Here is a 25,247-nt window from a genome sequence, read left to right as displayed (position 1 = left end):
GAGGCTTTTCTTATGGACGGTATAAATGAAAAATCTATAGGAGGTGCCAAAATGAGCAAAGCAGTTGAAACGAAAAAAGTTGTCGTGCAAACAATCGCTGATAAGTTCGGCGCTGCAGCTTCGGTTGTTGTTGTTGATTACCGTGGATTGAACGTTGCACAATTAACAGAACTTCGTAAACAGCTTCGTGAAGCAGGTGTTGAGTTTAAAGTTTACAAAAACTCAATGACTCGCCGTGCGACAGAAATGCACGGACTTGAAGCAATCAACGAACACTTTACAGGACCAAACGCAATTGCATTTTCTAACGAAGATGTAGTCGCACCAGCGAGAATCATCAATACTTTCGCTAAAACAAACGACGCGCTTGAAATCAAAGCGGGTGTCATCGAAGGTGCTGTTGCATCTGCTGAAGATGTAAAAGCATTGGCAGAACTTCCATCACGCGAAGGTTTGCTATCTATGCTACTCAGCGTACTACAAGCTCCAATCCGCAACTTTGCAGCTACAACAAAAGCAGTTGCAGATCAAAAAGAAGAACAAGGCGCTTAATAAGTTAGCCGGCTAGTACGACAAAAAAATTACCTATCAATAGGAGGAAATTATAATGACACAAGAACAAATCTTAGACGCAATCAAAGAAATGACAGTTCTTCAACTTAACGACCTAGTAAAAGCAATCGAAGAAGAGTTCGGCGTAACTGCTGCTGCTCCTGTTGCTGCTGCTGGCGGCGGCGCTGCTGTTGAAGAAGAGCAAACAGAATTCGACGTAGTTCTTACTTCTGCTGGCGATTCAAAAATCAAAGTAATCAAAGCAGTACGTGAAGTAACTGGTCTTGGTCTTAAAGAAGCGAAAGCTCTTGTAGATGAAGCTCCTAAAGCAATCAAAGAAGGCGCTACTAAAGAAGAAGCTGAAGAAATCAAAGGCAAACTTGAAGAAGTTGGCGCATCAGTAGAAGTTAAGTAATTTAATGACTTTATCAAAATGAAAGGAAAGCTCGTCAGTGTATACCGACGGGCTTTTCTTCTTTTTTAATTCATTTTCATACGGGCATCTGCTCATAATAAGGCAAACGCAAGGAGGACTTTATATGTCTCAACATTATTATTCCAAAAATCCTCAAACAAAAAGCAATCCTCGAGAGTGGACAGACATGTTGCGCGGCGAAAAATTCCGCTTCCAGACCGACACAGGCGTTTTTAGCAAAAGCGAAGTTGATTTTGGCTCTCGTTTATTGATCGAGACATTCGAACAAACGGAGATCGATGGACCGGTGCTGGACGTTGGCTGTGGTTACGGCCCAATCGGAATGGCGATTGCAAAAGCATTTCCTCAAAAACAAGTGCATATGGTCGACGTCAATACACGAGCCATCGAATTGGCAAAGACAAATGTTGAAAAAAATGACGTTTCCAATGCCCTGATTTACGAAAGTGATGGATTGGGTGCTGTTGAAAGGGCGGATTTTTCGGCGATTTTAACAAACCCGCCGATTCGGGCAGGCAAAGAAACTATTTTTCGTTTTTATGAAGAGGCAGCTGAAAAGTTAGCGGATGGCGGATCGTTGTGGGTGGTTATCCAGAAAAAGCAAGGTGCCCCTTCTACGCAAGTGAAGCTGGAAGAGCTTTTCGGAGAAGTCAGAGTGGTCGATAAGAAGAAAGGTTACTTTATTTTTGAGGCCAGAAAAGTTTGACTTGACAAAACGCCTGTGTTATTATAATGAAATGCAAAATTTATTATTTTGAGGTCGTTTGCCCTTTTTCGGGCTTGGCATGGCGACAGAGCTAATCACGTGTAAACCGAAAATGGGCTGAACTCTAGTCTCGTTTTCTTTTTGTCTTTTCGATATCATACACTATATTGTGGAAATCGCAAAGACCTATAATCGTTTTATTGAGGGGTGAATAAGTTGGTAGGTCAACTAGTTCAGTACGGTCAACATCGTCAACGCAGAAGTTTTTCGAGAATCAGTGAAGTGCTGGATCTTCCGAACTTGATTGAAATTCAATCGTCATCTTACGAGTGGTTCCTTGAAGAAGGGCTACGTGAAATGTTCCGGGATATCTCGCCGATTGAAGATTTCACAGGAAATCTTTCACTCGAGTTTGTTGATTACAGTCTCGCGGAACCGAAGTATCCAGTCGATGAATCGAAAGAGCGTGACGTAACTTATGCGGCACCTTTGCGCGTTAAAGTACGTCTGCACAACAAAGAAACAGATGAAGTGAAAGAGCAGGATGTCTTCATGGGTGACTTCCCATTAATGACAGAAACTGGTACTTTCGTCATTAACGGCGCAGAACGCGTCATCGTTTCTCAGTTAGTTCGTTCGCCAAGTGTTTATTTCCATGACAAGACAGATAAAAATGGTAAAAAAGGCTTTGGAGCAACTGTTATTCCAAACCGTGGCGCATGGTTGGAATATGAAACGGATGCGAAAGATGTCGTGTATGTCAGAATTGACCGCACACGTAAATTGCCAGTAACGGTTCTTTTGAGAGCGCTTGGCTTCGGATCTGACCAAGAAATCATTGATTTGCTTGGAGATAACGAATTCCTTCAAAACACGCTTGAAAAAGACAACACAGAGAGCACAGAAAAAGCGCTTCTTGAAATTTACGAACGCCTGCGCCCTGGTGAGCCGCCAACAGTTGAAAGCGCGAAGAGCTTATTGTATTCACGTTTCTTCGACCCAAAACGCTATGATCTAGCTAATGTCGGCCGTTACAAAATGAACAAAAAGCTTCACATCAAGAACCGTCTTTTCAATCAAACGATCGCTGAAACATTGGCAGATCCTGAAACGGGCGAAATTCTAGTTGAAGCAGGCACATTGATTGACCGCCGTGTACTTGATCGCTTGATTCCAAACTTGGAAAATGGAGTTGGTTTCCATACTGTTTCCCAAGTAGGTGGTGTCTTGGAAGGTGAAGTTACCTTGCAGTCGATCAAAATCTACGCGCCAAACAATGAAGACCAAAAAGAAATTACGGTTATCAGCAATGCCTATATAGAAGATAAAATCAAGCACGTAACACCGGCTGATATTATTTCTTCTATTAGTTACTTCTTTAACCTTCTTTACGGTGTCGGAAACACGGATGATATCGATCATCTTGGTAACCGTCGTCTGCGTTCAGTAGGCGAATTGCTGCAAAACCAGTTCCGTATCGGTTTGTCCCGTATGGAGCGTGTAGTTCGTGAACGTATGTCCATCAACGACACACAGGCAATCGTTCCTCAGCAATTGATCAATATCCGTCCGGTTATTGCATCGATTAAAGAGTTCTTCGGCAGCTCTCAGCTTTCACAGTTTATGGATCAAACCAATCCACTAGCTGAATTGACGCACAAACGCCGTCTATCGGCGCTTGGGCCCGGTGGTTTAACGCGTGAGCGCGCAGGCTTTGAAGTTCGTGACGTTCATTATTCCCACTACGGCCGCATGTGTCCAATTGAAACACCTGAGGGCCCGAACATTGGCTTGATCAATACGCTTTCCACATTTGCGAAAGTGAATAAGTTCGGTTTCATTGAAACTCCTTATCGCCGTGTAGATGCTGAATCTGGCGTAGTTACAGAACATATTGATTACTTAACTGCTGATGAAGAAGATAACTATGTAGTGGCTCAGGCCAATTCGAAGTTAAATGACGATGGTTCATTTGTCGAAGAAGGCGTCGTTGCACGTTTCCGCGGTGAAAACACTGTTTATAAGCGCGGCAGCATCGATTACATGGATGTTTCTCCGAAGCAAGTAGTTTCTGTTGCAACAGCCTGTATCCCGTTCCTTGAAAACGATGACTCCAACCGAGCATTGATGGGAGCGAACATGCAGCGTCAAGCAGTTCCATTATTAAACCCGGAAGCTCCCTTTGTAGGAACTGGTATGGAACACTTGGCAGCACGCGATTCTGGTGCAGCTGTAGTATCAAAAAATGATGGCATTGTGGAATATGTGGAAGCTAAAGAAATTTCAGTCCGCCGCATTGAAGTTGTGGATGGCAATGAAGTCAAAGGCGACCTTGACACATACAGATTGCAGAAATTCGTCCGTTCCAACCAAGGAACAAGTTACAACCAGCGTCCTATTGTTAAAGTTGGAGACCGTGTTTCCAGACGTGATATCTTAGCTGACGGACCTTCAATGGAACGCGGAGAGATGGCATTAGGAAGAAACGTACTGGTTGCCTTCATGACTTGGGACGGCTTTAACTACGAAGATGCGATCATCATGAGTGAACGCTTAGTGAAAGACGATGTCTACACTTCTGTTCATATCGAAGAGTACGAATCCGATTCACGCGATACAAAACTTGGGCCGGAAGAAATTACGCGTGATATCCCGAACGTTGGGGAAGATGCATTGCGCAACTTGGACGACCGAGGAATTATCCGCGTGGGTGCTGAAGTAAAAGATGGAGATATTCTAGTTGGTAAAGTAACTCCTAAAGGTGTTACGGAATTGACTGCCGAAGAACGTCTGCTTCATGCCATTTTCGGTGAAAAAGCACGTGAAGTGCGCGATACTTCACTGCGGGTGCCTCACGGCGCTGGTGGCATTGTATTGGACGTTAAAATCTTCAACCGTGAAGACGGCGACGAACTGCCACCGGGTGTAAACCAGCTGGTACGTGCATATATCGTTCAAAAACGTAAAATCTCTGTCGGCGATAAAATGGCTGGACGCCACGGAAACAAAGGTGTTATCTCAAGAATTCTGCCTGAAGAAGATATGCCATTCATGCCAGACGGCACACCGGTCGACATCATGTTGAACCCGCTTGGTGTACCATCTCGTATGAACATCGGTCAGGTACTTGAGCTGCATCTCGGAATGGCTTCCCGTTCACTCGGAATTCATATGGCTTCATCAGTATTTGATGGAGCAAATGAAGAAGATGTTCTGGAAACAATGGAAGAGTCGGGTATGCCACGCGATGGCAAAACGATTCTTTATGACGGCCGTTCTGGTGAAGCATTCGATAACCGTGTGTCTGTAGGGATCATGTACATGATCAAACTTGCCCACATGGTTGATGATAAATTGCATGCCCGTTCAACTGGACCTTACTCATTGGTTACACAACAGCCATTGGGTGGTAAAGCACAATTCGGCGGACAGCGTTTTGGTGAAATGGAAGTATGGGCACTTGAAGCATATGGTGCTGCACATACATTGCAAGAGATCCTGACGGTGAAGTCGGATGATGTAGTCGGACGCGTGAAAACCTATGAAGCAATTGTCAAAGGTGAAAGTGTACCGGAGCCAAGTGTACCGGAATCATTTAAAGTTTTGATCAAAGAGCTTCAAAGTTTAGGTATGGACGTTAAGATGTTAACGATTGACGATGAAGAAATTGAGTTGCGCGATTTGGATGAAGAAGAAGATCTTCAGCCTGCGGATTCATTGAATATCCTGCCGATTGCAGATGCAGAAGCACCGGTCGGAACAATTGATTGATAACTATTGGATTCGAACGGCTTTAACCGGCCGTTCTCCATTTATTCACTTAGCCATTACCGAGGAAGAGCCGTACAGAAACTCGAGACAAAAGGGAGGTAGGCTCCTTGATAGATGTTAATAATTTTGAGTATATGAAAATCGGATTAGCGTCACCCGATAAAATTCGCTCATGGTCTTATGGAGAAGTCAAAAAGCCAGAAACAATCAATTACCGTACACTGAAACCTGAAAAAGATGGTTTGTTCTGTGAACGTATTTTCGGTCCTACAAAAGACTGGGAATGCCATTGTGGTAAATACAAGCGTGTCCGTTATAAAGGCGTTGTCTGCGATCGCTGTGGCGTTGAAGTCACACGTTCTAAAGTTCGCCGCGAACGCATGGGGCATATCGAATTAGCAGCTCCTGTTTCGCACATTTGGTATTTCAAAGGAATTCCGAGCCGTATGGGACTTATCTTGGATATGTCTCCACGCTCACTTGAAGAAGTTATTTACTTTGCTTCTTATGTAGTAATCGATCCTGCGGATACACCGCTTGAAAAAAAACAGCTTCTTTCTGAAAAAGAATACCGTGCGTACCGTGATAAGTTTGGCAAGAAATTCCAAGCTGCCATGGGTGCTGAAGCAATCAAACGCCTGTTGCAGGAAATTGATCTTGAGCGCGAAACGGATTCCCTAAAAGAAGAGTTGAAAACGGCTCAAGGCCAACGCCGCACGCGTGCGATCAAACGCCTTGAAGTGGTTGAGTCATTCCGTAATTCAGGAAACAATCCTGATTGGATGATCCTTGACGTTCTTCCTGTTATTCCACCTGAACTTCGCCCGATGGTTCAATTAGATGGCGGCCGCTTTGCGACTTCCGATTTAAATGACCTTTATCGCCGCGTAATCAACCGGAACAACCGTCTGAAACGTTTGTTGGACCTTGGTGCACCAAGCATCATCGTACAGAACGAAAAACGCATGCTTCAAGAAGCTGTTGATGCGTTGATCGATAACGGCCGTCGCGGTCGTCCGGTCACAGGACCAGGTAACCGTCCATTGAAATCTCTTTCTCATATGCTGAAAGGGAAACAAGGGCGTTTCCGTCAAAACCTTCTTGGTAAACGAGTTGATTACTCAGGCCGTTCAGTTATCGTAGTTGGACCTAACCTGAAAATGTATCAATGTGGTTTGCCGAAAGGGATGGCTATCGAATTGTTCAAGCCGTTCGTTATGAAAGAATTGGTTGAACGTGGATTGGCCCACAACATCAAGAGCGCAAAACGCAAAATCGAACGTCTTCATTCTGAAGTTTGGGATGTATTGGAAGATGTCATCAAGGAGCATCCGGTTCTATTGAACCGAGCACCGACACTTCACAGACTGGGTATCCAGGCATTTGAACCGACACTAGTTGAAGGTAAAGCGATCCGTCTTCATCCGCTTGTATGTACTGCATACAATGCCGATTTCGATGGTGACCAAATGGCTGTTCACGTACCTTTGTCATCCGAAGCACAAGCAGAAGCAAGATTATTGATGCTTGCAGCTCAAAACATTTTGAATCCAAAAGACGGAAAACCTGTTGTAACACCATCTCAGGATATGGTTTTAGGAAACTATTACTTAACGCTTGAGCGCAAAGGTGCTACAGGAGAAGGCGCGACTTTCTCAGGACCTGAAGAAGTCATGATCGCTTATCAAACAGGCCATGTGCATTTGCATACACGCATTGCAATTCAAGCTGGAGCCGTCAACAACCCGACGTTCACAGAAGAACAAAACAAAATGCTTTTATTGACAACTGTCGGTAAAATTATTTTCAATGAAATTCTGCCGAAGTCATTCCCGTATATCAATGAACCAACCGACTACAATCTGCAGGTGGAAACACCAGCGAAATACTTCGTTGCAACAACGACTGATATTCGCAAGCACATTGAAGAAGCGGAGCTTGTGACACCATTCAAGAAGAAAATTCTTGGGGAAATCATTGCAGAAGTGTTTAAACGTTTCCACATTACGGAAACATCTAAAATGCTTGACCGCATGAAGAGCCTTGGATTCAAGTATTCGACACAAGCCGGCATCACTGTTGGTGTGGCGGATATCGTAGTTCTTCCGGACAAGGGAGAAATTCTGGTCGATGCACAAGCAAATGTAGATAAAGTTATGCAGCAATTCCGTCGCGGATTGATTACAGAAGAAGAGCGATATGCACGCGTCATTTCATATTGGAGCAGTGCAAAAGATATCATTCAGAGCAAACTGATGGCATCTCTTGATAACTTGAATCCAATCTTTATGATGAGTGATTCCGGAGCGCGTGGTAATGCATCCAACTTTACCCAGCTTGCGGGTATGCGCGGACTCATGGCCAACCCGGCTGGGCGCATCATCGAACTTCCGATTAAATCGTCCTTCCGTGAAGGATTGACCGTACTAGAATACTTCATCTCTACTCACGGTGCTCGTAAAGGTCTTGCCGATACAGCTCTGAAAACAGCCGATTCTGGTTACTTGACGCGTCGTCTCGTAGATGTTGCACAAGATGCAATTGTCCGCGAAAACGACTGCGGCACTGACAGAGGCTTGCTGGTAGGGGCGTTGATGGAAGGCACTGAAGTGATTGAAGAGCTTGATGAGCGTATCGTTGGCCGTCATGCGAAGAAAACAATCCGCCATCCGGAAACAAAAGAAATCATTGTAGCGAAAGACGAATTGATTACACAAGATTTGACCCGTCTTATTCTTGAAGCGGGCATTAAAGAAGTGACCATTCGTTCTGCGTTTACATGCAATACGAAACACGGCGTTTGTAAGAAATGTTACGGCACGAACTTGGCAACTGGAGACGAAGTTGAAGTAGGCGAAGCAGTAGGTATTATTGCCGCTCAATCAATCGGTGAACCAGGAACTCAGCTTACGATGCGTACATTCCATACAGGCGGGGTTGCAGGAGACGATATTACTCAAGGTCTTCCGCGTATCCAGGAAATCTTTGAATCACGTAACCCGAAAGGCCAAGCAGTTATCTCAGAAATTACAGGTACCGTTACTGAAATTGATGAAATTCGCGAAGGCCAGAAGGAAGTAACGATTCAAGGTGAAGTTGAAACACGCAAATACCTAGCTCCTTACAATGCGCGTATCAAGGTACAAGTTGATGATGCCATCGTTCGCGGCGAAGTATTGACGGATGGTTCAATTGATCCGAAACAATTGCTTCAAGTAAAAGATGTTCAAGCTGTTCAAGTGTACCTATTGAAAGAAGTTCAAAAAGTATACCGCATGCAAGGGGTAGAAATCGGCGATAAGCACGTAGAAGTTATGGTTCGTCAAATGTTCCGTAAAGTTCGCGTTATTGAAGCCGGCGATACTGAATTGCTGCCAGGTTCACTTTTGGATATTCACCAATTTACTGAAGCCAATGTTAAAGCGGTGCTGGAAGGCAACTTGCCAGCAACAAGCCGTCCTGTAATTCTAGGGATTACAAAAGCTTCACTTGAAACAGAATCATTCCTATCAGCCGCATCATTCCAGGAAACGACTCGCGTCTTAACGGATGCAGCGATCAAAGGAAAACGTGATGAACTGTTAGGATTGAAAGAGAACGTTATTATCGGTAAACTTGTTCCAGCTGGAACAGGAATGCAGCGTTACCGCCAAATTAAGATTGCTCAAAGCGAAAAAGCAGCGAAGCAGGAAATTGTCGGTACCGAGTCATAAAATAGATAGTTGGATTCCGGGGGAACTTGCAACAGTCTCCCCGGGATTTTTTAAGAATTCAGTTGACAGTATTGTCATTGAATGATAATATGTTGAGGGTTGATGGTTAACGGTCTGACACTTTGGAGGATATGCAAATGTCTAATGAAAAAGTAAAACAGGCAAGTATAATAATCATCGGTACAAAGCAGACAGTAAAAGCATTAAAAAGCGGCATTGTCCAAGAAGTAATAGTGGCAAAAGACGCGGACGATCGAATGACCGAACAGATTATCCAACTAGCCTTAGAAAAAGGTATTCGGATCGAATTTGCAGATTCACGATTGAAGCTTGGCAAAGCATATGGCATTAATGTCGGTGCAGCTGCTGTGGCGATTACTGGATAACAGTTTTTGTGTAAAACACAAAGACTTTGTTTTTTACCCAAAAATGAACCACCTGGATATGTGGTATTAGAACACCTTTTGAGAGGAGGAAAAATCGATGCCTACAATTAACCAATTAGTTAACAAGCCTCGTAAACCAAAAAGCACGAAATCAGGTTCACCAGCGCTAAACAAAGGGTACAACAGCTTTAAAAAGTCTCAAACTAACGTGACATCACCACAGAAACGTGGAGTATGTACTCGTGTTGGTACGATGACACCAAAAAAACCAAACTCGGCATTGCGTAAATATGCTCGTGTGCGGTTGACTAACCAAATCGAGGTTAATGCTTACATCCCTGGAGAAGGCCACAACCTTCAAGAGCACAGTGTAGTTCTTCTTCGCGGCGGACGCGTAAAAGATTTACCGGGTGTGCGTTACCATATCGTACGTGGAGCACTTGATACAGCTGGCGTAAACGGCCGTATGCAAAGCCGTTCTAAATACGGAACTAAACGTCCTAAAGTAAAAAAATAATAAGTTAATTTAACGAAGAGATTTCGTTGAAAGGAGGAACATACATGCCTCGTAAAGGTCCTGTAGCTAAACGTGACGTGTTGCCAGATCCAATTTATAATTCGAAATTGGTGACACGCTTAATTAATAAAATGATGGTTGACGGAAAAAGAGGTACTTCACAAAAGATCCTATACGGAGCGTTTGAGTTAGTTAAAGAACGCAGCGGTAAAGATCCAATTGAAGTATACGAACAAGCATTGACTAACGTTATGCCAGTTCTTGAAGTACGCGCTCGCCGTGTTGGTGGTGCAAACTACCAGGTACCGGTTGAAGTTCGTCCTGAACGCCGTACAACTCTAGGTCTTCGCTACCTTGTAAACTATTCACGTCTTCGTGGAGAGAAAACAATGGAAGAGCGTTTGGCTAATGAAATTTTAGATGCTGCTAACAACACTGGTGCAGCTGTTAAAAAACGTGAAGATATTCATAAAATGGCGGAAGCAAACAAAGCGTTTGCTCACTATCGCTGGTAATTTCTTTCGAGATGTTTTTAACATCTTAATCCGAAACGGAAGGAGAAAAACAACATGGCTAGAGAGTTCTCCTTAGACAAAACACGTAATATCGGGATCATGGCACACATTGATGCTGGTAAAACGACTACTACGGAGCGTATTTTATATTACACTGGTAGAATCCACAAAATTGGGGAAACGCATGAAGGTGCTTCTCAAATGGACTGGATGGAGCAAGAGCAGGAACGTGGAATTACCATCACGTCTGCTGCAACAACTGCTTCATGGAAAAACCACCGTGTTAACATTATTGATACTCCAGGACACGTAGACTTCACAGTTGAAGTTGAGCGTTCGTTGCGCGTACTTGATGGCGCTGTTACAGTTCTTGATGCTCAATCAGGTGTTGAGCCACAGACTGAAACAGTTTGGCGTCAAGCTACAACATACGGCGTTCCACGTATCGTGTTCATTAACAAAATGGATAAAATCGGTGCTGATTTCCTTTACTCTGTAGGCACGTTGCACGATCGCCTGCAAGCTAATGCTCACCCGATCCAATTGCCAATCGGTGCAGAAGACGAGTTCTCAGCAATTATTGACCTTGTTGAAATGAACGCACGCTTCTACGCAAACGATTTGGGAACTGAAATTACTGAAGGTGATATTCCTGAAGAGTACAAAGAGCTTGCTGAAGAATGGCACACTAAATTAGTGGAAGCTGTTGCTGAGCTTGACGAAGACTTGATGGAAAAATACCTTGGTGGGGAAGAAATCACGACAGAAGAACTTAAAGCTGGTATCCGTAAAGGAACACTAGACGTTGAGTTTTACCCAGTGGTTTGCGGAACTGCATTTAAAAACAAAGGGGTTCAATTAATGCTTGATGCAGTAATTGATTACCTGCCATCTCCACTTGATGTACCACCAATGACTGGTGTTCTTCCTGATTCGGATGAAGAAGTATTGCGTAAACCTAGCGAAGACGAGCCATTCTCTGCGCTTGCGTTTAAAGTAATGACAGATCCATATGTAGGGAAGTTAACTTTCTTCCGTGTGTATTCTGGAACTCTTAAATCCGGTTCATATGTTCAGAACTCTTCTAAAGGCAAGCGTGAGCGCGTAGGACGTATTCTGCAAATGCACGCAAACTCCCGTGAAGAAATCGCTGAAGTATATTGCGGAGACATCGCTGCTGCTATCGGCCTTAAAGATACATCGACTGGTGATACTTTAAGCGACGAGAAACATCAGGTTATCCTTGAACGCATGGTCTTCCCAGAACCTGTTATTTCACTTTCTGTGGAACCTAAGTCAAAAGCGGATCAAGACAAAATGGGTCAAGCCCTTGCGAAATTGCAAGAAGAAGATCCAACATTCCGTGCGCACACTGACCAGGAAACTGGCCAAACAATCATCGCGGGTATGGGTGAACTTCACCTTGATATCCTAGTTGACCGTATGCGCCGCGAATTCAACGTAGAAGCTAACGTGGGTGCACCTCAGGTATCTTACCGTGAGACATTCCGTGAGTCTGCTAAAGTTGAAGGTAAATTCGTACGCCAATCTGGTGGACGCGGACAATTCGGACACGTTTGGATTGAGTTCTCTCCAAACGAAGAAGGAGCAGGTTTTGAATTTGAAAATGGTATCGTTGGTGGTGTTGTTCCACGTGAATACATCCCAGCAGTTGAAGCGGGTCTTCGTGACTCTCTAGACAACGGTGTTATCGCCGGATATCCTTTGATCGATATCAAAGCTCGCTTGTTCGACGGATCTTACCATGATGTTGACTCGAATGAGATGGCATTTAAAGTTGCTGCTTCTATGGCACTTAAAAATGCAATTTCAAAAGTACGTCCGGTTCTTCTTGAGCCAATTATGCGTGTTGAGGTTGTTATCCCTGAGGAATACCTTGGAGATATCATGGGTGACATTACGTCACGCCGAGGCCGTGTAGAAGGTATGGACGCTCGCGGAAACGCGCAAGTTGTTCGTGCTATGGTACCTCTTGCTGAAATGTTCGGTTATGCGACTTCATTGCGTTCAAATACGCAAGGCCGTGGTGTGTTCTCAATGCACTTCGATCACTATGAAGAAGTACCGAAATCAATTTCTGAAGAAATTATCAAAAAAAATAAAGGTCAATAATTGAATTTTGATCTTTAATAACGTATAAATAGTTTGTATGCACGGAACAATAGGGCCCTATTGTTCCGGCACTTCAAACGAACATTCACTTACATTTTGAGGAGGATTTTTCTAATGGGAAAAGCTAAATTTGATCGTTCTAAAACGCACGCGAATATTGGTACAATTGGTCACGTTGACCATGGTAAAACAACTTTGACTGCAGCAATCGCTACAGTTCTTGCTAAAAAATCAGGCGGGGAAGCTCGTTCTTACGCTCAAATCGACAACGCACCTGAAGAAAAAGAGCGCGGTATCACAATTAATACTTCACACGTTGAGTATGAAACTGAATCACGCCACTATGCACACGTAGATTGCCCTGGACACGCCGATTATGTTAAAAACATGATCACTGGTGCTGCTCAAATGGACGGCGGGATCTTAGTAGTATCTGCTGCTGATGGCCCAATGCCACAAACTCGTGAGCACATTCTTCTTTCACGTCAAGTTGGTGTTCCTTACCTAGTAGTATTCATGAACAAATGCGACATGGTAGATGACGAAGAACTTCTTGAACTAGTTGAAATGGAAGTCCGCGATCTTCTATCTGAATATGACTTCCCTGGCGATGACATTCCTGTCATCAAAGGATCTGCTCTTAAAGCTCTTGAAGGCGAAGCAGAATGGGAAGACAAAATTGTTGAATTGATGGATGCAGTTGATAGCTATATCCCAACTCCACCACGTGATACTGACAAGCCATTCATGATGCCTGTTGAGGATGTATTCTCAATCACTGGCCGTGGTACGGTTGCTACTGGACGCGTTGAACGCGGACAGATCAAAATCGGTGATAACGTTGATATCATTGGTCTTACTGAAGAGCCAAAATCTACTACTGTAACAGGTGTAGAAATGTTCCGTAAATTGCTTGACTATGCTGAAGCTGGCGACAACATTGGTGCACTTCTTCGCGGAGTTTCTCGTGACGACGTACAACGTGGACAAGTATTGGCTAAACCAGGCACAATTACTCCACACACTGAGTTCAAAGCTGAAGTTTATGTTCTTTCAAAAGAAGAGGGTGGACGTCACACTCCATTCTTCACAAACTACCGTCCACAGTTCTACTTCCGTACAACTGATGTAACTGGCGTTTGTAACCTTCCTGAAGGTGTAGAAATGGTTATGCCTGGAGATAACATCGAAATGATCGTTTCTCTAATCTCTCCTATCGCACTTGAAGAAGGAACTAAGTTCTCTATCCGTGAGGGTGGACGTACTGTAGGCGCTGGCGTTGTTGCTACAATCACTAAGTAATAACAGCTGAGTGTTGATTTAAGACCCTGTCTCATTTAATGAGACAGGGTCTTTTTTTGCGTAAACATCAAAATACACAAGAAAAACACCACAAAAGGATTGTTGTTCATAAAATATTCTAACTTTTTAAAATATCTTCAAACCCCAATAGCAGCAACAATGAAAACGGATACATAATTTATGAATATTCAAAATTTACGAAAAAGTAGCAAGAAGTTGATTGACACACTTCGGAATAGGCGATATGATAGCAACAATTTACAAGATCTAAACAGAATTCGATATATTGCATATTATAAAACTTTCGAGAAAGAAGTGGACATCATGAGCGAACAAGTAATTTATTTAAATGGTGAATTCGTTAAAAAAGAAGACGCTAAAATTTCAGTTTATGATCACGGTTTTTTATACGGTGATGGTGTATTCGAAGGAATCCGTTCTTATAACGGAAATGTCTTTCGGCTGGAAGAGCATTTAGAGCGCCTTTACGATTCAGCAAAATCTGTGATGCTCGAGATTCCCCACACTTTTGAGGAAATGACTCAAATTGTTGTACAGACGCTAAGAGAAAATAAGTTTAAGGATGCCTACATTCGCCTCATCGTTTCACGAGGAGTTGGGAACTTAGGGCTGGATCCTTACAGTTGCTCTAATCCAAGTGTAATTGTCATTGCCGAACCGTTATCGCTGTTTCCGAAAGCGATGTATGAAACGGGAATCGAAATTGTCTCGGTCGCAACACGCAGAAGCCGTGCCGATGTGTTAAGTCCGAAAGTTAAATCGTTAAATTATATGAACAATATTTTAGTTAAGCTTGAGGCGCATTTAGCGGGTGTTTCTGAAGCACTTATGCTGAATGATCAAGGATATGTTGCTGAAGGTTCAGCGGACAATATTTTCATTGTCCGTAAGAATAAGTTGCTGACGCCTCCAGGCTACGTTGGGGCGCTTGAAGGAATTACGCGAAATGCCATTATGGATGTTGCCGCTGAAAAAGGTTACGACATGCAGGAAGCTGTTTTTACAAGGCATGATGTTTATGTAGCAGATGAAGTGTTCCTGACAGGAACTGCTGCGGAAGTTATTGCAGTTGTGAAAGTAGATGGCCGCGTAATCGGTGAAGGCAAGCCGGGTCCGGTCACAAATGATTTGCTTGAATCGTTTAGAGAACTTGTTCAAAATGATGGTGTAAAAGTATACGGCGATCAGCTAAATGTAGTCTAAAACAATAACCATACCAATCAAATAGAAGTTCAACTCAATGACGAGGTTAAAGTAAATGGAAGCTGTATTCACAGAGAGCCGGCACAGGTGGAAGCCGGCAATACAACCATTTGCGACATCCCCTCTGAGTGGATCACTGAAAAGCTTCGGCTGTTTAGGTAGTCCCGGTGACTTGCAAGATAGAGGCATCGTTAACAACGGATAAGCGTTGCTTATCCATGAGGCTGCGGTTGCGCAGTGAACTAGGGTGGTACCATGAAGCTTTTTCATCCCTATGCGAAGAACATGTTTCTTTGTGTAGGGATGGAAAAGCTTTTTTGTTTTATTCCACCGGAGACTAAGAAAAGGAGGCGGAAGGATTGGGAGTAAACGTACAGGTTAGAGAAGAAGTGAAACAGCAGCTAACAGGCAGTGGTGCAGATGTACTGATTCAATCGTTAAAAGGCCAAGGTGTAGAAATGATTTTTGGATATCCAGGGGGCGCGGTGCTGCCAATTTACGATGCCCTGCACAAGAATCCGATACGCCATATATTGGCCAGACATGAACAAGGTGCCATCCATGCAGCCGAGGGATATGCAAGAGTATCTGGAAAACCTGGCGTTGTACTTGCCACATCGGGTCCTGGTGCAACGAACTTAGTCACGGGAATAGCAGATGCCATGTTGGATTCCTTGCCATTGGTCATCTTTACAGGGCAAGTTGCAACTTCAGTAATTGGCACCGATGCTTTTCAGGAAGCGGATATTATCGGCATCACCCAACCGATTACGAAGCACAATTATCAAGTGAAGAAAGTTGCGGATTTGCCAAGAATTATCAAAGAGGCTTTTTACATCGCCTCCACTGGACGTCCAGGACCGGTTCTGATCGATGTACCGAAAAATATTGCAACTGAACTATTCTTATCCAATACAGAAGAAGAGGCGCTTCACCTGCCAGGGTATCAGCCAACAACGAGTCCGAATTTCCTGCAAATCCAAAAGGCAGCACAAGTCCTGTCACAGGCGAAAAAGCCATTGATATTAGCTGGAGCTGGGATACTCGCAGCGCAGGCGACAGAAGAGCTGAAGGCGTTCGCTGAAAAACATCAAATTCCAATCACAAACACATTGCTGGGGTTGGGAAGTATAGCAGGCGAGCACGAGCTATTCCTGGGAATGGCGGGAATGCACGGAACCTATACCGCCAATACTGCAATTTGTGATTGCGATGTACTTTTAAATATCGGGGCTCGCTTTGATGATCGGCTGACCGGGAATCTTGCCCACTTTGCTCCAAATGCCCAAGTGATCCATATTGACATCGATCCAGCAGAAATCGGCAAAAACGTACCGACGGCCATCCCGATTGTAGCGGATGCCAAAGAAGCATTGCTTCAGCTGCTCGACCAACCATTTAGAAGTCCAGAAACTGCTAATTGGTTAATGGAGCTATCGGGCAACAAGACGGAGTACCCACTTCAATACCATTTGAAAGGCCGTGAAGGAATCCTTCCGCAGCAGGCGGTTGAATTGATTCACCGGTTGACGCAAGGAAATGCAGTGGTAACTACTGATGTGGGCCAGCACCAGATGTGGGCGGCTCAATATTACCGCTTTAACAATCCGCATAGCTGGGTAACATCAGGCGGACTTGGCACTATGGGCTTTGGCTTCCCGGCAGCGATCGGTGCGCAATTGGCAAAACCCGAAGAACTGGTTATTTCCATTGTGGGAGACGCTGGTTTCCAAATGACGCTGCAGGAACTGTCTTTGCTTCAGGAATTGCGGCTTCCGGTCAAGATTGTCATCCTAAACAATCAAAGCTTGGGAATGGTAAGACAGTGGCAAGAAACATTCTACGAAGGGCGTTATTCTCAGTCGTTAATTCCGGTTCAGCCTGATTTTGTGAAACTGGCTGGAGCGTACGACATTAAAGGCTATAAAGTGGAGACGATGGAAGAAGCAGAAGCGGTTTTCGCAGAAGCATTTAATTCAAACGAGCCAGTCTTGATTGATTGCCGAGTGGTGCAGCTGGAGTCTGTTTATCCGATGGTTGCACCAGGCAAAGGCTTGAATGAGATGATCGGAGTGAAAGGCGAATGAAACGAGTCATTACAACTACTGTGATCAACCAAAGCGGAGTGCTGAACCGAGTGACTGGATTGCTGATGAAACGGCAGTTCAACATCGAAAGCATTTCGGTTGGCCACACCGAGCAGCCTGGCATGTCGAAAATGACATTTGTGGTCAATGTGGAAGATAAGGGCAAACTGGAGCAGTTGTTGAAACAGCTGCAAAAGCAAATTGATGTCATCAAAGTAAATGATATTACTGATAAGGCAATCGTAATGAGAGAGCTGGCACTGGTTAAAGTAGTCGTCCCTCCGGCACTGAGAAACGAAATTCTCAGCATTGTTGAACCGTTTCGGGCGACAGTGGTGGATATGAGCAAAAATGTCACCACGTTCCAAGTGACAGGTAATCCTGAAAAAATTGAAGCATTTATTGATTTGATGCGGCCTTATGGTGTGAAAGAGCTGACCCGAACCGGGGTATCCGCCTTTGTCAGAGAAACACAAAAAGCACAAGCACCGCAATTGAACATCCTATAAAAACAAAACTCAAGGGGGAAATTAAAAATGGCGAAAATGTATTATAACCAAGATGTAAACGAAGAGGTACTTAAAGGAAAGACAATTGCAGTGATCGGTTATGGTTCTCAAGGCCACGCACATGCTCAAAACTTGAAAGAATCTGGTTTTGACGTAATCGTTGGTGTGCGTCCGGGCAAATCATTTGACCAGGCTAAAAATGATGGCATGAAAGTGGCTACTGTCAAAGAAGCGGCAGAAGCAGCAGATGTCATCATGATCTTAGTACCGGATGAAAAACAAACGCAAATTTACAACGCCGAAATCAAGCCGTCCTTAACAGCCGGAAAATCATTGGTTTTCGCACACGGCTTTAATATTCACTTTAACCAAATTGTTGCGCCTGAAGACGTAGATGTCTTCTTGGTAGCTCCAAAAGGCCCTGGCCACCTTGTCCGTCGTACGTACGAAGCGGGCGCTGGCGTTCCAGGATTGATTGCGATCCATCAAGATGTTTCAGGACAAGCTCAGGAAGTGGCTCTTGCTTACGCGAAAGGAATCGGAGCTACACGCGCGGGCGTTTTGGAAACAACATTCAAAGAAGAAACCGAAACAGATCTATTTGGAGAACAGGCCGTTCTTTGCGGCGGCGTAACTTCGCTTGTGAAAGCAGGTTTTGAAACACTGGTTGAAGCTGGATACCAACCGGAACTTGCGTATTTCGAATGTATGCACGAATTAAAGCTGATCGTTGATTTGATGTATGAAGGTGGATTGTCTGGAATGCGCTATTCCATTTCCGATACGGCTCAATGGGGAGATTTTGTTTCAGGACCGCGCATTGTCGATGCAGATACAAAAGCCCGCATGAAAGATGTGTTGACGGATATCCAAACAGGAAAGTTTGCAAAAGGCTGGTTACTTGAAAACCAGTTGAACCGCCCGGAATTCACGGCGATCGAAAAAGCGGAAGAGGCTCATCAAATCGAACAAGTTGGACGTGAATTGCGTGCGATGATGCCATTCGTTAACGAAGGCAAAAAAACCAAACAAAAAGAGGTGGCTGCCAATGTCACAAATTGATATTTTCGATACGACATTGCGAGACGGAGAACAGTCGGCCGGGATCAACTTGAATACAGCAGAGAAAATCGAAATCGCCCGCCAGCTTGAACGTCTGGGAGTGACAATTATCGAATCAGGGTTTCCTGCTTCATCTCCAGGAGACTTTGACGCTGTGCAGCGAATCGCAGGCACGGTGAAGAATTCCATCGTAACGGGGCTGGCCCGTTCGATGCAAGGTGATATTGACCGAACATGGGAAGCGCTGAAAGGAGCGGAACAGCCGCATATTCATATCTTTTTGGCTACTTCGCCAATCCATATGGAAACGAAACTATTTAAAACACCCGAACAGGTAGTTGAACTGGCTGTGGAATCTGTCAAATACGCGCGCAAGTTCTTCCCGTTGGTCCAGTGGTCAGCGGAAGATGCTTCCCGTTCAGACCCGGAATTCCTCGCTCACATTATTCGTAAAGTCATTGAAGCAGGGGCCACGACCATTAACCTGCCGGATACAGTCGGCTATGCTACACCGAAAGAATACGGAGCGATGTTCAAATACATGACTGAAAACGTAGCAGGAATCGAAAAAGTGAAGCTGTCCGCGCATTGCCATAATGATTTGGGAATGGCAACAGCCAACACTTTGGCTGCGATTGAAAATGGCGCCACTCAAATTGAAGGAACCATCAACGGCATTGGAGAGCGCGCCGGCAACGTGGCACTGGAAGAAATTGCAGTCGCTTTGCATATCCGCAAACAGATCTTCAATATCGAGACGGGCATCAACCTTCATGAAATCAAGCGTACAAGCCAATTGGTCAGCCAGTTGACAGGAAGCTTGATCCAGCCGAACAAAGCTGTTGTCGGGAAAAATGCATTTGCCCATGAATCCGGCATCCATCAGGACGGCATGCTAAAGAATCCGTTGACTTATGAAATCATTACACCGGAATTGATTGGCGATGCAGCAACCGAATTGGTACTTGGCAAACATTCCGGGCGCCATGCCTTTAAAGACCGCGCCGTCAAAATGGGCTTTGATTTAACGGACGAAAAGTTGAACAACGCATTTATCGAGTTTAAGAAATTAGCAGACCGCAAGAAAGAAATTATAGAAGACGATCTATACGTATTGCTAACGGACCAGCAGATCCACGATACCGAAACACCGGTTTACAAGTTGGAAAGTGTGCAAGTGCAATATGGCACGGCAAATATTCCAACGGCTACCGCTTCTGCTTATCACCCGAATGGTGAATTGATTAGCGAAGCTGCAACTGGAGCTGGATCGGTTGAAGCAATCTTCAACACATTGGAACGAATTGTCGAAGGCAAAGTCCATATTCTAGATTACCGGGTAACATCTATCGGCAAAGGGCGCGATGCCTTAGGCGAAGCGGTTATCAATATGAGCTATAACGGAGAGACGGTTACCGGCCGAGACGTTGCACAGGATGTCCTGGAAGCAACAGCAAAAGCATATTTGAATGCAGTTAATCGCCAAATTGTCCAAGTCGGAAAGAAAGTCCGAATGTCTGCAGTGTAAGAACGAACAGATCGAAAGAGGAGGAATTTAAAATGAAAAAAACAATAGCGGTATTGCCAGGAGACGGAATCGGACCAGAAGTAACAGATGCAGCGGTAAAAGTGCTGCAATCCATTGCAATGCGTTATGGACATACTTTTCATTTAAAGCATGCAGCGATCGGAGGAACGGCGGTTGATCAATTCGATAACCCGCTGCCTCAGCAAACCATTGATGTTTGTGATGCCAGCGATGCAATTCTCCTCGGTGCAGTCGGCGGACCGAAATGGGACGACAATCCGGCTCACCTGCGTCCGGAAAAAGGGCTTTTGAACATCCGGAAGCATTTCGACTTGTTTGCCAACATCCGTCCGGTTAAAGCGGTGCCGGCATTGCTTGCTTCTTCTCCGTTAAAAGAAGAGGTAGCGAAAGAAGTGGACATGGTTATTGTCCGTGAATTGACCAGCGGCTTGTATTTCGGGGAACCGAAACGCCGATCTGAAAAATCAGCAGTGGACACCTTGGTTTATACGAGAGAAGAAATCGAGCGGATCGTCAATCAGGCGTTTGAAATTGCCCGTACACGAAGAGGCAAAGTAACGTCGGTTGATAAAGCCAATGTATTGGAAACCAGCAAACTATGGCGCGAAGTTGTGGAAGAGCGGAGAAAAGCGTATCCGGATATCGAAGTAGAGCATATGCTGGTCGATTCAGCAGCAATGAAGCTCATTACCGATCCACGTGCTTTTGATGTGGTGGTAACCGAGAACATGTTCGGTGACATCTTGAGTGATGAAGCTTCGGTCATCACCGGCTCGCTTGGGATGCTGCCGTCTGCCAGCATCCGTTCAGACGGCTTCGGCCTTTACGAACCCGTACACGGTTCAGCACCGGATATTGCAGGGCAAAACAAAGCGAATCCATCGGCCGCGATTTTGTCTGCTGCTATGATGCTTAAGCATTCATTCGGTCTTCACACAGAAGCGGCAGCCATTGAAAAAGCTGTCATGGACGTTTTGGAAGATGGCTATTGCACAGGAGATCTGGCTGGAGAAGGAAAACGCGTAGTTTCAACCGATCGATTTGTCACAAAAGTTGTGGAAGAGCTGGAAAGAGAATTTGTATCAGAACACATCATGTATTCTTATGTGTAAGTGAAAGGAGCGGTTCGCATGGCAAAAACAATTATCGAAAAAATTTGGGAACAACATATCGTCTTTGAAGAGCAAGGAAAGCCGGACCTGCTATATATCGATCTTCATTTATTGCATGAGGTGACATCCCCGCAAGCGTTTGAAGGGCTTCGGTTGAATGGACGTAAAGTCCGCCGGCCGGACCTTTGTTTTGCGACCATGGATCACAACGTGCCAACACGCAACCGGGAAACCATCACCGATCCGATTTCACGGAAACAAATTAAGACTTTGCAGGACAATTGCGATGAATTTGGTGTTCCGCTTGCAGGCATTAATCATCCAGACCAGGGGATTGTCCACGTTATCGGACCGGAATTGGGTTTGACGCAACCCGGCAAAACCATTGTCTGTGGAGACAGCCATACTTCGACGCATGGAGCCTTTGGCGCTTTGGCATTCGGTATTGGTACGAGTGAAGTCGAGCACGTCCTTTCCACTCAAACTCTCTGGCAATCAAAGCCGAAAACGATGGAAGTGCGGATTGACGGCAAGCTGGGCTTTGGTGTGTCTTCCAAAGACGTCATCCTAGCCATTATTTCGAAATTTGGCATCGATATGGGAACGGGTCATATTATGGAATACACAGGTGAAGCCATTCGCGGGTTGTCGATGGAAGAGCGGATGACCATTTGCAATATGTCGATTGAAGCTGGCGCGCGCGCAGGGCTGATCAGTCCGGATAAAACGACAGTTGAATACTTAAGAGGGCGCAGACATGTGCCTGAAGGCGATGCGTTTGAAAAAGAAGCGGCTCGTTGGCTGGCTCTTGCGACAGACGAAGGTGCGCAGTACGACACGTCAGTAACGATTCATGCAGATGAAATTTCCCCATTCGTCACATGGGGTACGAATCCTTCAATGGGTTCAGGCATCGCGGAACGGGTTCCATTCGCCGCGGATTACAACAAGCAGTCAGATAAAGATGCGTTGAAGCAAGCTTTGGCTTATATGCATTTGGAAGAAGGCACTCCGCTTTCGTCGATTGATATTCAGCATGTCTTTATTGGCTCCTGTACAAATGCCCGTCTTGGCGACTTGCGTGCAGCCAGTGAAATCATTAAAGGCAAAAAAGTGCATCCGTCTGTTACGGCGATTGTCGTTCCTGGATCTGAAACGGTCAAACGTGCTGCAGAACAGGAAGGGCTGGATCAAGTGTTTCTTGAAGCTGGATTCGAGTGGCGCGAAACGGGATGCAGCATGTGCCTGGCGATGAATGAAGATTCGGTGCCTGCTGGCGAACGCTGTGCCTCCACGTCTAACCGGAATTTTGAAGGACGCCAAGGAGCGGGATCGATGACGCATCTGGTAAGCCCTGTAATGGCGGCAGCCGCTGCGATCGAAGGCCATCTGACGGATGTTCGCAATTACATGAAAGAGCCCGTACCATCCGCATGACAGGCAGAAATGAGGAGGCCAAACGATGAAGCCGATCAATAACATCTCAAGCGTCCTAACACCGCTTGAACGCAAAAATGTAGATACCGACCAAATCATCTCAAAAGAATTTTTAAAGCGCATTGAACGAACGGGATTCGGCAAGTATTTGTTTTATCATTGGCGCTTTCATGCTGATGGGACACCGATAGAAGACTTTGTTTTGAATGATCCCCGATTTAACGACTCCGAAATTTTGGTCGCACAAGAAAATTTCGGCTGCGGTTCTTCTCGTGAACATGCTCCGTGGGCGATTTTGGATTACGGATTCCGCGTAGTCATCGCTCCCAGCTATGCAGACATCTTCTACAACAACTGCGTGAAAAATGGCATCTTGCCGATCCGCTTAAAAGATCAGGAAGTCAATGAGTTAATCGACAAAGGGCAGCGTCAGGAATTCAAGTTGGAAATCAGTTTGGAAGATCAGACTGTCACGGCCCAGGACGGCACACGCTATGAATTTGAGATAGATCCTTACTGGAAAGAAATGCTGTTAAAAGGCTGGGATGAGATTGCATTAACATTCCAATACGACGCCTATATTGCGGCTTATGAAGAAAGACAGAGCCGGACTTGATAGAGTGCAGCAAGACAATAGGATAATCCTTAACTAGACGGCCCTTTACGCAAGTTGTGAAGGGTCTTTATTTTTGGACTTTTTTGTCTATAAGCCAATCACTTGCAGGTTGTTGACAAGCATTTCAGCATTTGTTAATTTAAAGTGTGTACTTTAACGCTTTAGCAAACTAAAGGAGAGTTTATTTATGAATGCAGTTGTTATCGCTGTCTTAGTCATGCTCGTATTGAGCTTATTGCGTGTGAATGTTGTCTTTGCCTTACTGATTGGCGCGCTTGCAGGCGGATTAAGCGGTGGATTATCATTTACCGATACATTAACATCATTTACCGATGGTCTAGGAGCAGGTGCGACCATTGCGCTCAGTTATGCCATGCTCGGTGGATTTGCCGTAGCGATTTCGCGGACGGGCATACCGGAGCTGCTTGTGTCAGGCGTTTTGAAGCTGGTCAATAAAAATGGAGAGGCGACGCGGGAAAATTTAGCAAAAGCTCTCATCATTATTGCGCTTTTAGCAATGGCCATCTTCTCACAAAACTTGATTCCAATTCACATTGCTTTTATTCCTTTATTGGTTCCCCCGATTTTGCACATTTTAAATGAATTGCGGATTGACCGCCGGCTGATTGCGGCTGTCCTGACATTTGGTCTGACAGCACCATATATTCTGTTGCCATATGGTTTCGGCTTAATTTTCCATCGAATTGTTTTCGAGCAGATGCAGCTTGCAGGGTTAACCATCGATATGGCGGATATCCCGAAAGCAATGGCCATTCCGGTAGCTGGCTTGTTGGTCGGCTTGATCATTGCGGTGTTTGTTTCGTACCGCAAGCCGAGAGACTACCATAAAACAACTTCTACTATAGAAGGAACTCTGAAAAAGACAGCATCATTAAAAGATGTGATCGTCACGATTGTGGCCTTGATTGCGGCCTTGTACGCCCAGGTCCAGACAGACTCGATGATCATCGGTGCACTGGCCGGAATTCTTGTGCTGTATGTCTTCGGTGCAATGAAATGGCGTGAAGCCGACGACGTTCTTACAGAAGGCATGCGCATGATGGCATTTATCGGCTTTGTCATGATTACCGCCAATGGCTTTGCATCGGTCATACAAGCGACTGGAGCCGTCGAGCCGCTCGTTGAAAGCGTCTCGGATCTGTTTGCTGGCAATAAGGGTCTCGCAGCACTGGCGATGCTTGTCGTCGGTTTGTTCGTAACGATGGGCATCGGCTCATCGTTTGCGACGATTCCAATCATTGCTGCTATCTTTGTTCCGTTGAGCCTGGAGTTCGAATTTTCGACCATGGCGATCATCGCCTTGATTGGTACCGCAGGCGCATTGGGTGATGCGGGATCTCCTGCTTCTGACTCAACGCTTGGGCCGACTGCCGGACTGAACGTCGATGGACAGCACAATCACATCTGGGACACTTGTGTTCCGACCTTCCTCCATTACAATATTCCCTTGGTAATTTTCGGTTGGGTTGCTGTGATGTTATTGGGATAAGCTCGAAATGTTCGGACTATTCTCGTCGGACTTGAAGTTCTAAAATATCCTGTTATACTAATAAAAGCGAATTGAAAAGAATTTCGTGGAAAGCCTTGCGGAATTCTTTT

General features: G+C 45.0%; 19 protein-coding genes and 1 other annotated feature (1 of these 20 cut by a window edge). All 19 genes read left to right on the top strand.

Features of this window, described 5'->3' with window-relative positions:
• Positions 1 to 20, top strand: a sequence feature (ribosomal protein L10 leader region) (it extends 129 nt beyond the left edge of the window).
• A 31-nt stretch (positions 21 to 51) separates the two neighbouring features.
• The 19 genes from rplJ (at position 52) to AC4EG4_RS18000 (ending at position 25,137) form a co-directional block, all read left to right on the top strand.
• Positions 52 to 552 carry a 50S ribosomal protein L10 gene (gene rplJ, locus AC4EG4_RS18090; RefSeq protein ID WP_490980080.1) on the top strand — a complete coding sequence of 167 codons (501 nt, stop codon included), beginning with the start codon at positions 52 to 54 and terminating at the stop codon, positions 550 to 552.
• A 55-nt stretch (positions 553 to 607) separates the two neighbouring features.
• Complete coding sequence (rplL, locus tag AC4EG4_RS18085) at positions 608 to 967, top strand: 50S ribosomal protein L7/L12 (protein WP_490980079.1); 360 nt, start codon at positions 608 to 610, stop codon at positions 965 to 967.
• Between the two features lie 124 nt (positions 968 to 1,091).
• Positions 1,092 to 1,694, top strand: a complete 603-nt coding sequence (locus AC4EG4_RS18080) for a class I SAM-dependent methyltransferase (protein ID WP_490988585.1) — start codon at positions 1,092 to 1,094, stop codon at positions 1,692 to 1,694.
• Between the two features lie 216 nt (positions 1,695 to 1,910).
• On the top strand, positions 1,911 to 5,465 hold the full coding sequence (gene rpoB / locus AC4EG4_RS18075; RefSeq protein WP_490980077.1) for a DNA-directed RNA polymerase subunit beta: 3,555 nt from the start codon (positions 1,911 to 1,913) through the stop codon (positions 5,463 to 5,465).
• A 107-nt stretch (positions 5,466 to 5,572) separates the two neighbouring features.
• Positions 5,573 to 9,178 (top strand): DNA-directed RNA polymerase subunit beta', encoded by a 3,606-nt coding sequence (gene rpoC, locus AC4EG4_RS18070; protein ID WP_308788695.1) that lies wholly within the window; start codon positions 5,573 to 5,575, stop codon positions 9,176 to 9,178.
• Positions 9,179 to 9,315: 137 nt separating this feature from the next.
• The gene (locus AC4EG4_RS18065; protein ID WP_490980076.1) at positions 9,316 to 9,564 is read left to right on the top strand and encodes a ribosomal L7Ae/L30e/S12e/Gadd45 family protein; all 249 of its coding nucleotides are present in this window, start codon (positions 9,316 to 9,318) and stop codon (positions 9,562 to 9,564) included.
• A 97-nt stretch (positions 9,565 to 9,661) separates the two neighbouring features.
• Positions 9,662 to 10,081 (top strand): 30S ribosomal protein S12, encoded by a 420-nt coding sequence (gene rpsL, locus AC4EG4_RS18060; protein ID WP_142830518.1) that lies wholly within the window; start codon positions 9,662 to 9,664, stop codon positions 10,079 to 10,081.
• A 44-nt stretch (positions 10,082 to 10,125) separates the two neighbouring features.
• Positions 10,126 to 10,596, top strand: coding sequence for a 30S ribosomal protein S7 (gene rpsG / locus AC4EG4_RS18055; protein WP_008432480.1), 471 nt, complete (start codon positions 10,126 to 10,128; stop codon positions 10,594 to 10,596).
• Positions 10,597 to 10,650: 54 nt separating this feature from the next.
• On the top strand, positions 10,651 to 12,729 hold the full coding sequence (fusA, locus tag AC4EG4_RS18050; protein WP_490980075.1) for an elongation factor G: 2,079 nt from the start codon (positions 10,651 to 10,653) through the stop codon (positions 12,727 to 12,729).
• A gap of 114 nt (positions 12,730 to 12,843) precedes the next feature.
• Complete coding sequence (gene tuf, locus AC4EG4_RS18045; protein WP_490980074.1) at positions 12,844 to 14,031, top strand: elongation factor Tu; 1,188 nt, start codon at positions 12,844 to 12,846, stop codon at positions 14,029 to 14,031.
• A 324-nt stretch (positions 14,032 to 14,355) separates the two neighbouring features.
• Complete coding sequence (ilvE, locus tag AC4EG4_RS18040) at positions 14,356 to 15,255, top strand: branched-chain-amino-acid transaminase (RefSeq protein ID WP_490980073.1); 900 nt, start codon at positions 14,356 to 14,358, stop codon at positions 15,253 to 15,255.
• A 359-nt stretch (positions 15,256 to 15,614) separates the two neighbouring features.
• Positions 15,615 to 17,342 (top strand): biosynthetic-type acetolactate synthase large subunit, encoded by a 1,728-nt coding sequence (gene ilvB, locus AC4EG4_RS18035; RefSeq protein ID WP_490988584.1) that lies wholly within the window; start codon positions 15,615 to 15,617, stop codon positions 17,340 to 17,342.
• Positions 17,339 to 17,851: an acetolactate synthase small subunit gene (gene ilvN / locus AC4EG4_RS18030; protein WP_490988583.1), complete on the top strand. Its 513-nt coding sequence runs from the start codon at positions 17,339 to 17,341 to the stop codon at positions 17,849 to 17,851. Before ilvB ends, ilvN begins: the two co-directional genes overlap by 4 nt.
• A 27-nt stretch (positions 17,852 to 17,878) precedes the next feature.
• Positions 17,879 to 18,913 (top strand): ketol-acid reductoisomerase, encoded by a 1,035-nt coding sequence (ilvC, locus tag AC4EG4_RS18025; RefSeq protein WP_490980070.1) that lies wholly within the window; start codon positions 17,879 to 17,881, stop codon positions 18,911 to 18,913.
• On the top strand, positions 18,900 to 20,441 hold the full coding sequence (locus tag AC4EG4_RS18020) for a 2-isopropylmalate synthase (RefSeq protein ID WP_308788700.1): 1,542 nt from the start codon (positions 18,900 to 18,902) through the stop codon (positions 20,439 to 20,441). The genes ilvC and AC4EG4_RS18020 overlap by 14 nt, the downstream gene beginning before the upstream one ends.
• Before the next feature lie 32 nt (positions 20,442 to 20,473).
• The gene (gene leuB / locus AC4EG4_RS18015) at positions 20,474 to 21,574 is read left to right on the top strand and encodes a 3-isopropylmalate dehydrogenase (RefSeq protein ID WP_490980069.1); all 1,101 of its coding nucleotides are present in this window, start codon (positions 20,474 to 20,476) and stop codon (positions 21,572 to 21,574) included.
• 18 nt (positions 21,575 to 21,592) lie between these two features.
• The gene (gene leuC / locus AC4EG4_RS18010; protein ID WP_490988582.1) at positions 21,593 to 23,011 is read left to right on the top strand and encodes a 3-isopropylmalate dehydratase large subunit; all 1,419 of its coding nucleotides are present in this window, start codon (positions 21,593 to 21,595) and stop codon (positions 23,009 to 23,011) included.
• 25 nt (positions 23,012 to 23,036) lie between these two features.
• A complete protein-coding gene (gene leuD / locus AC4EG4_RS18005) occupies positions 23,037 to 23,627 on the top strand; it encodes a 3-isopropylmalate dehydratase small subunit (RefSeq protein ID WP_490988581.1) in 591 nt (196 codons plus the stop codon).
• A gap of 187 nt (positions 23,628 to 23,814) precedes the next feature.
• Positions 23,815 to 25,137, top strand: a complete 1,323-nt coding sequence (locus AC4EG4_RS18000; RefSeq protein WP_490988580.1) for a Na+/H+ antiporter family protein — start codon at positions 23,815 to 23,817, stop codon at positions 25,135 to 25,137.
• The last annotated feature ends 110 nt before the right edge of the window (positions 25,138 to 25,247 follow it).

Source organism: Planococcus sp. TJ-201 (assembly GCF_058268495.1).
This window is presented reverse-complemented; position numbering and strand designations above follow the sequence as displayed.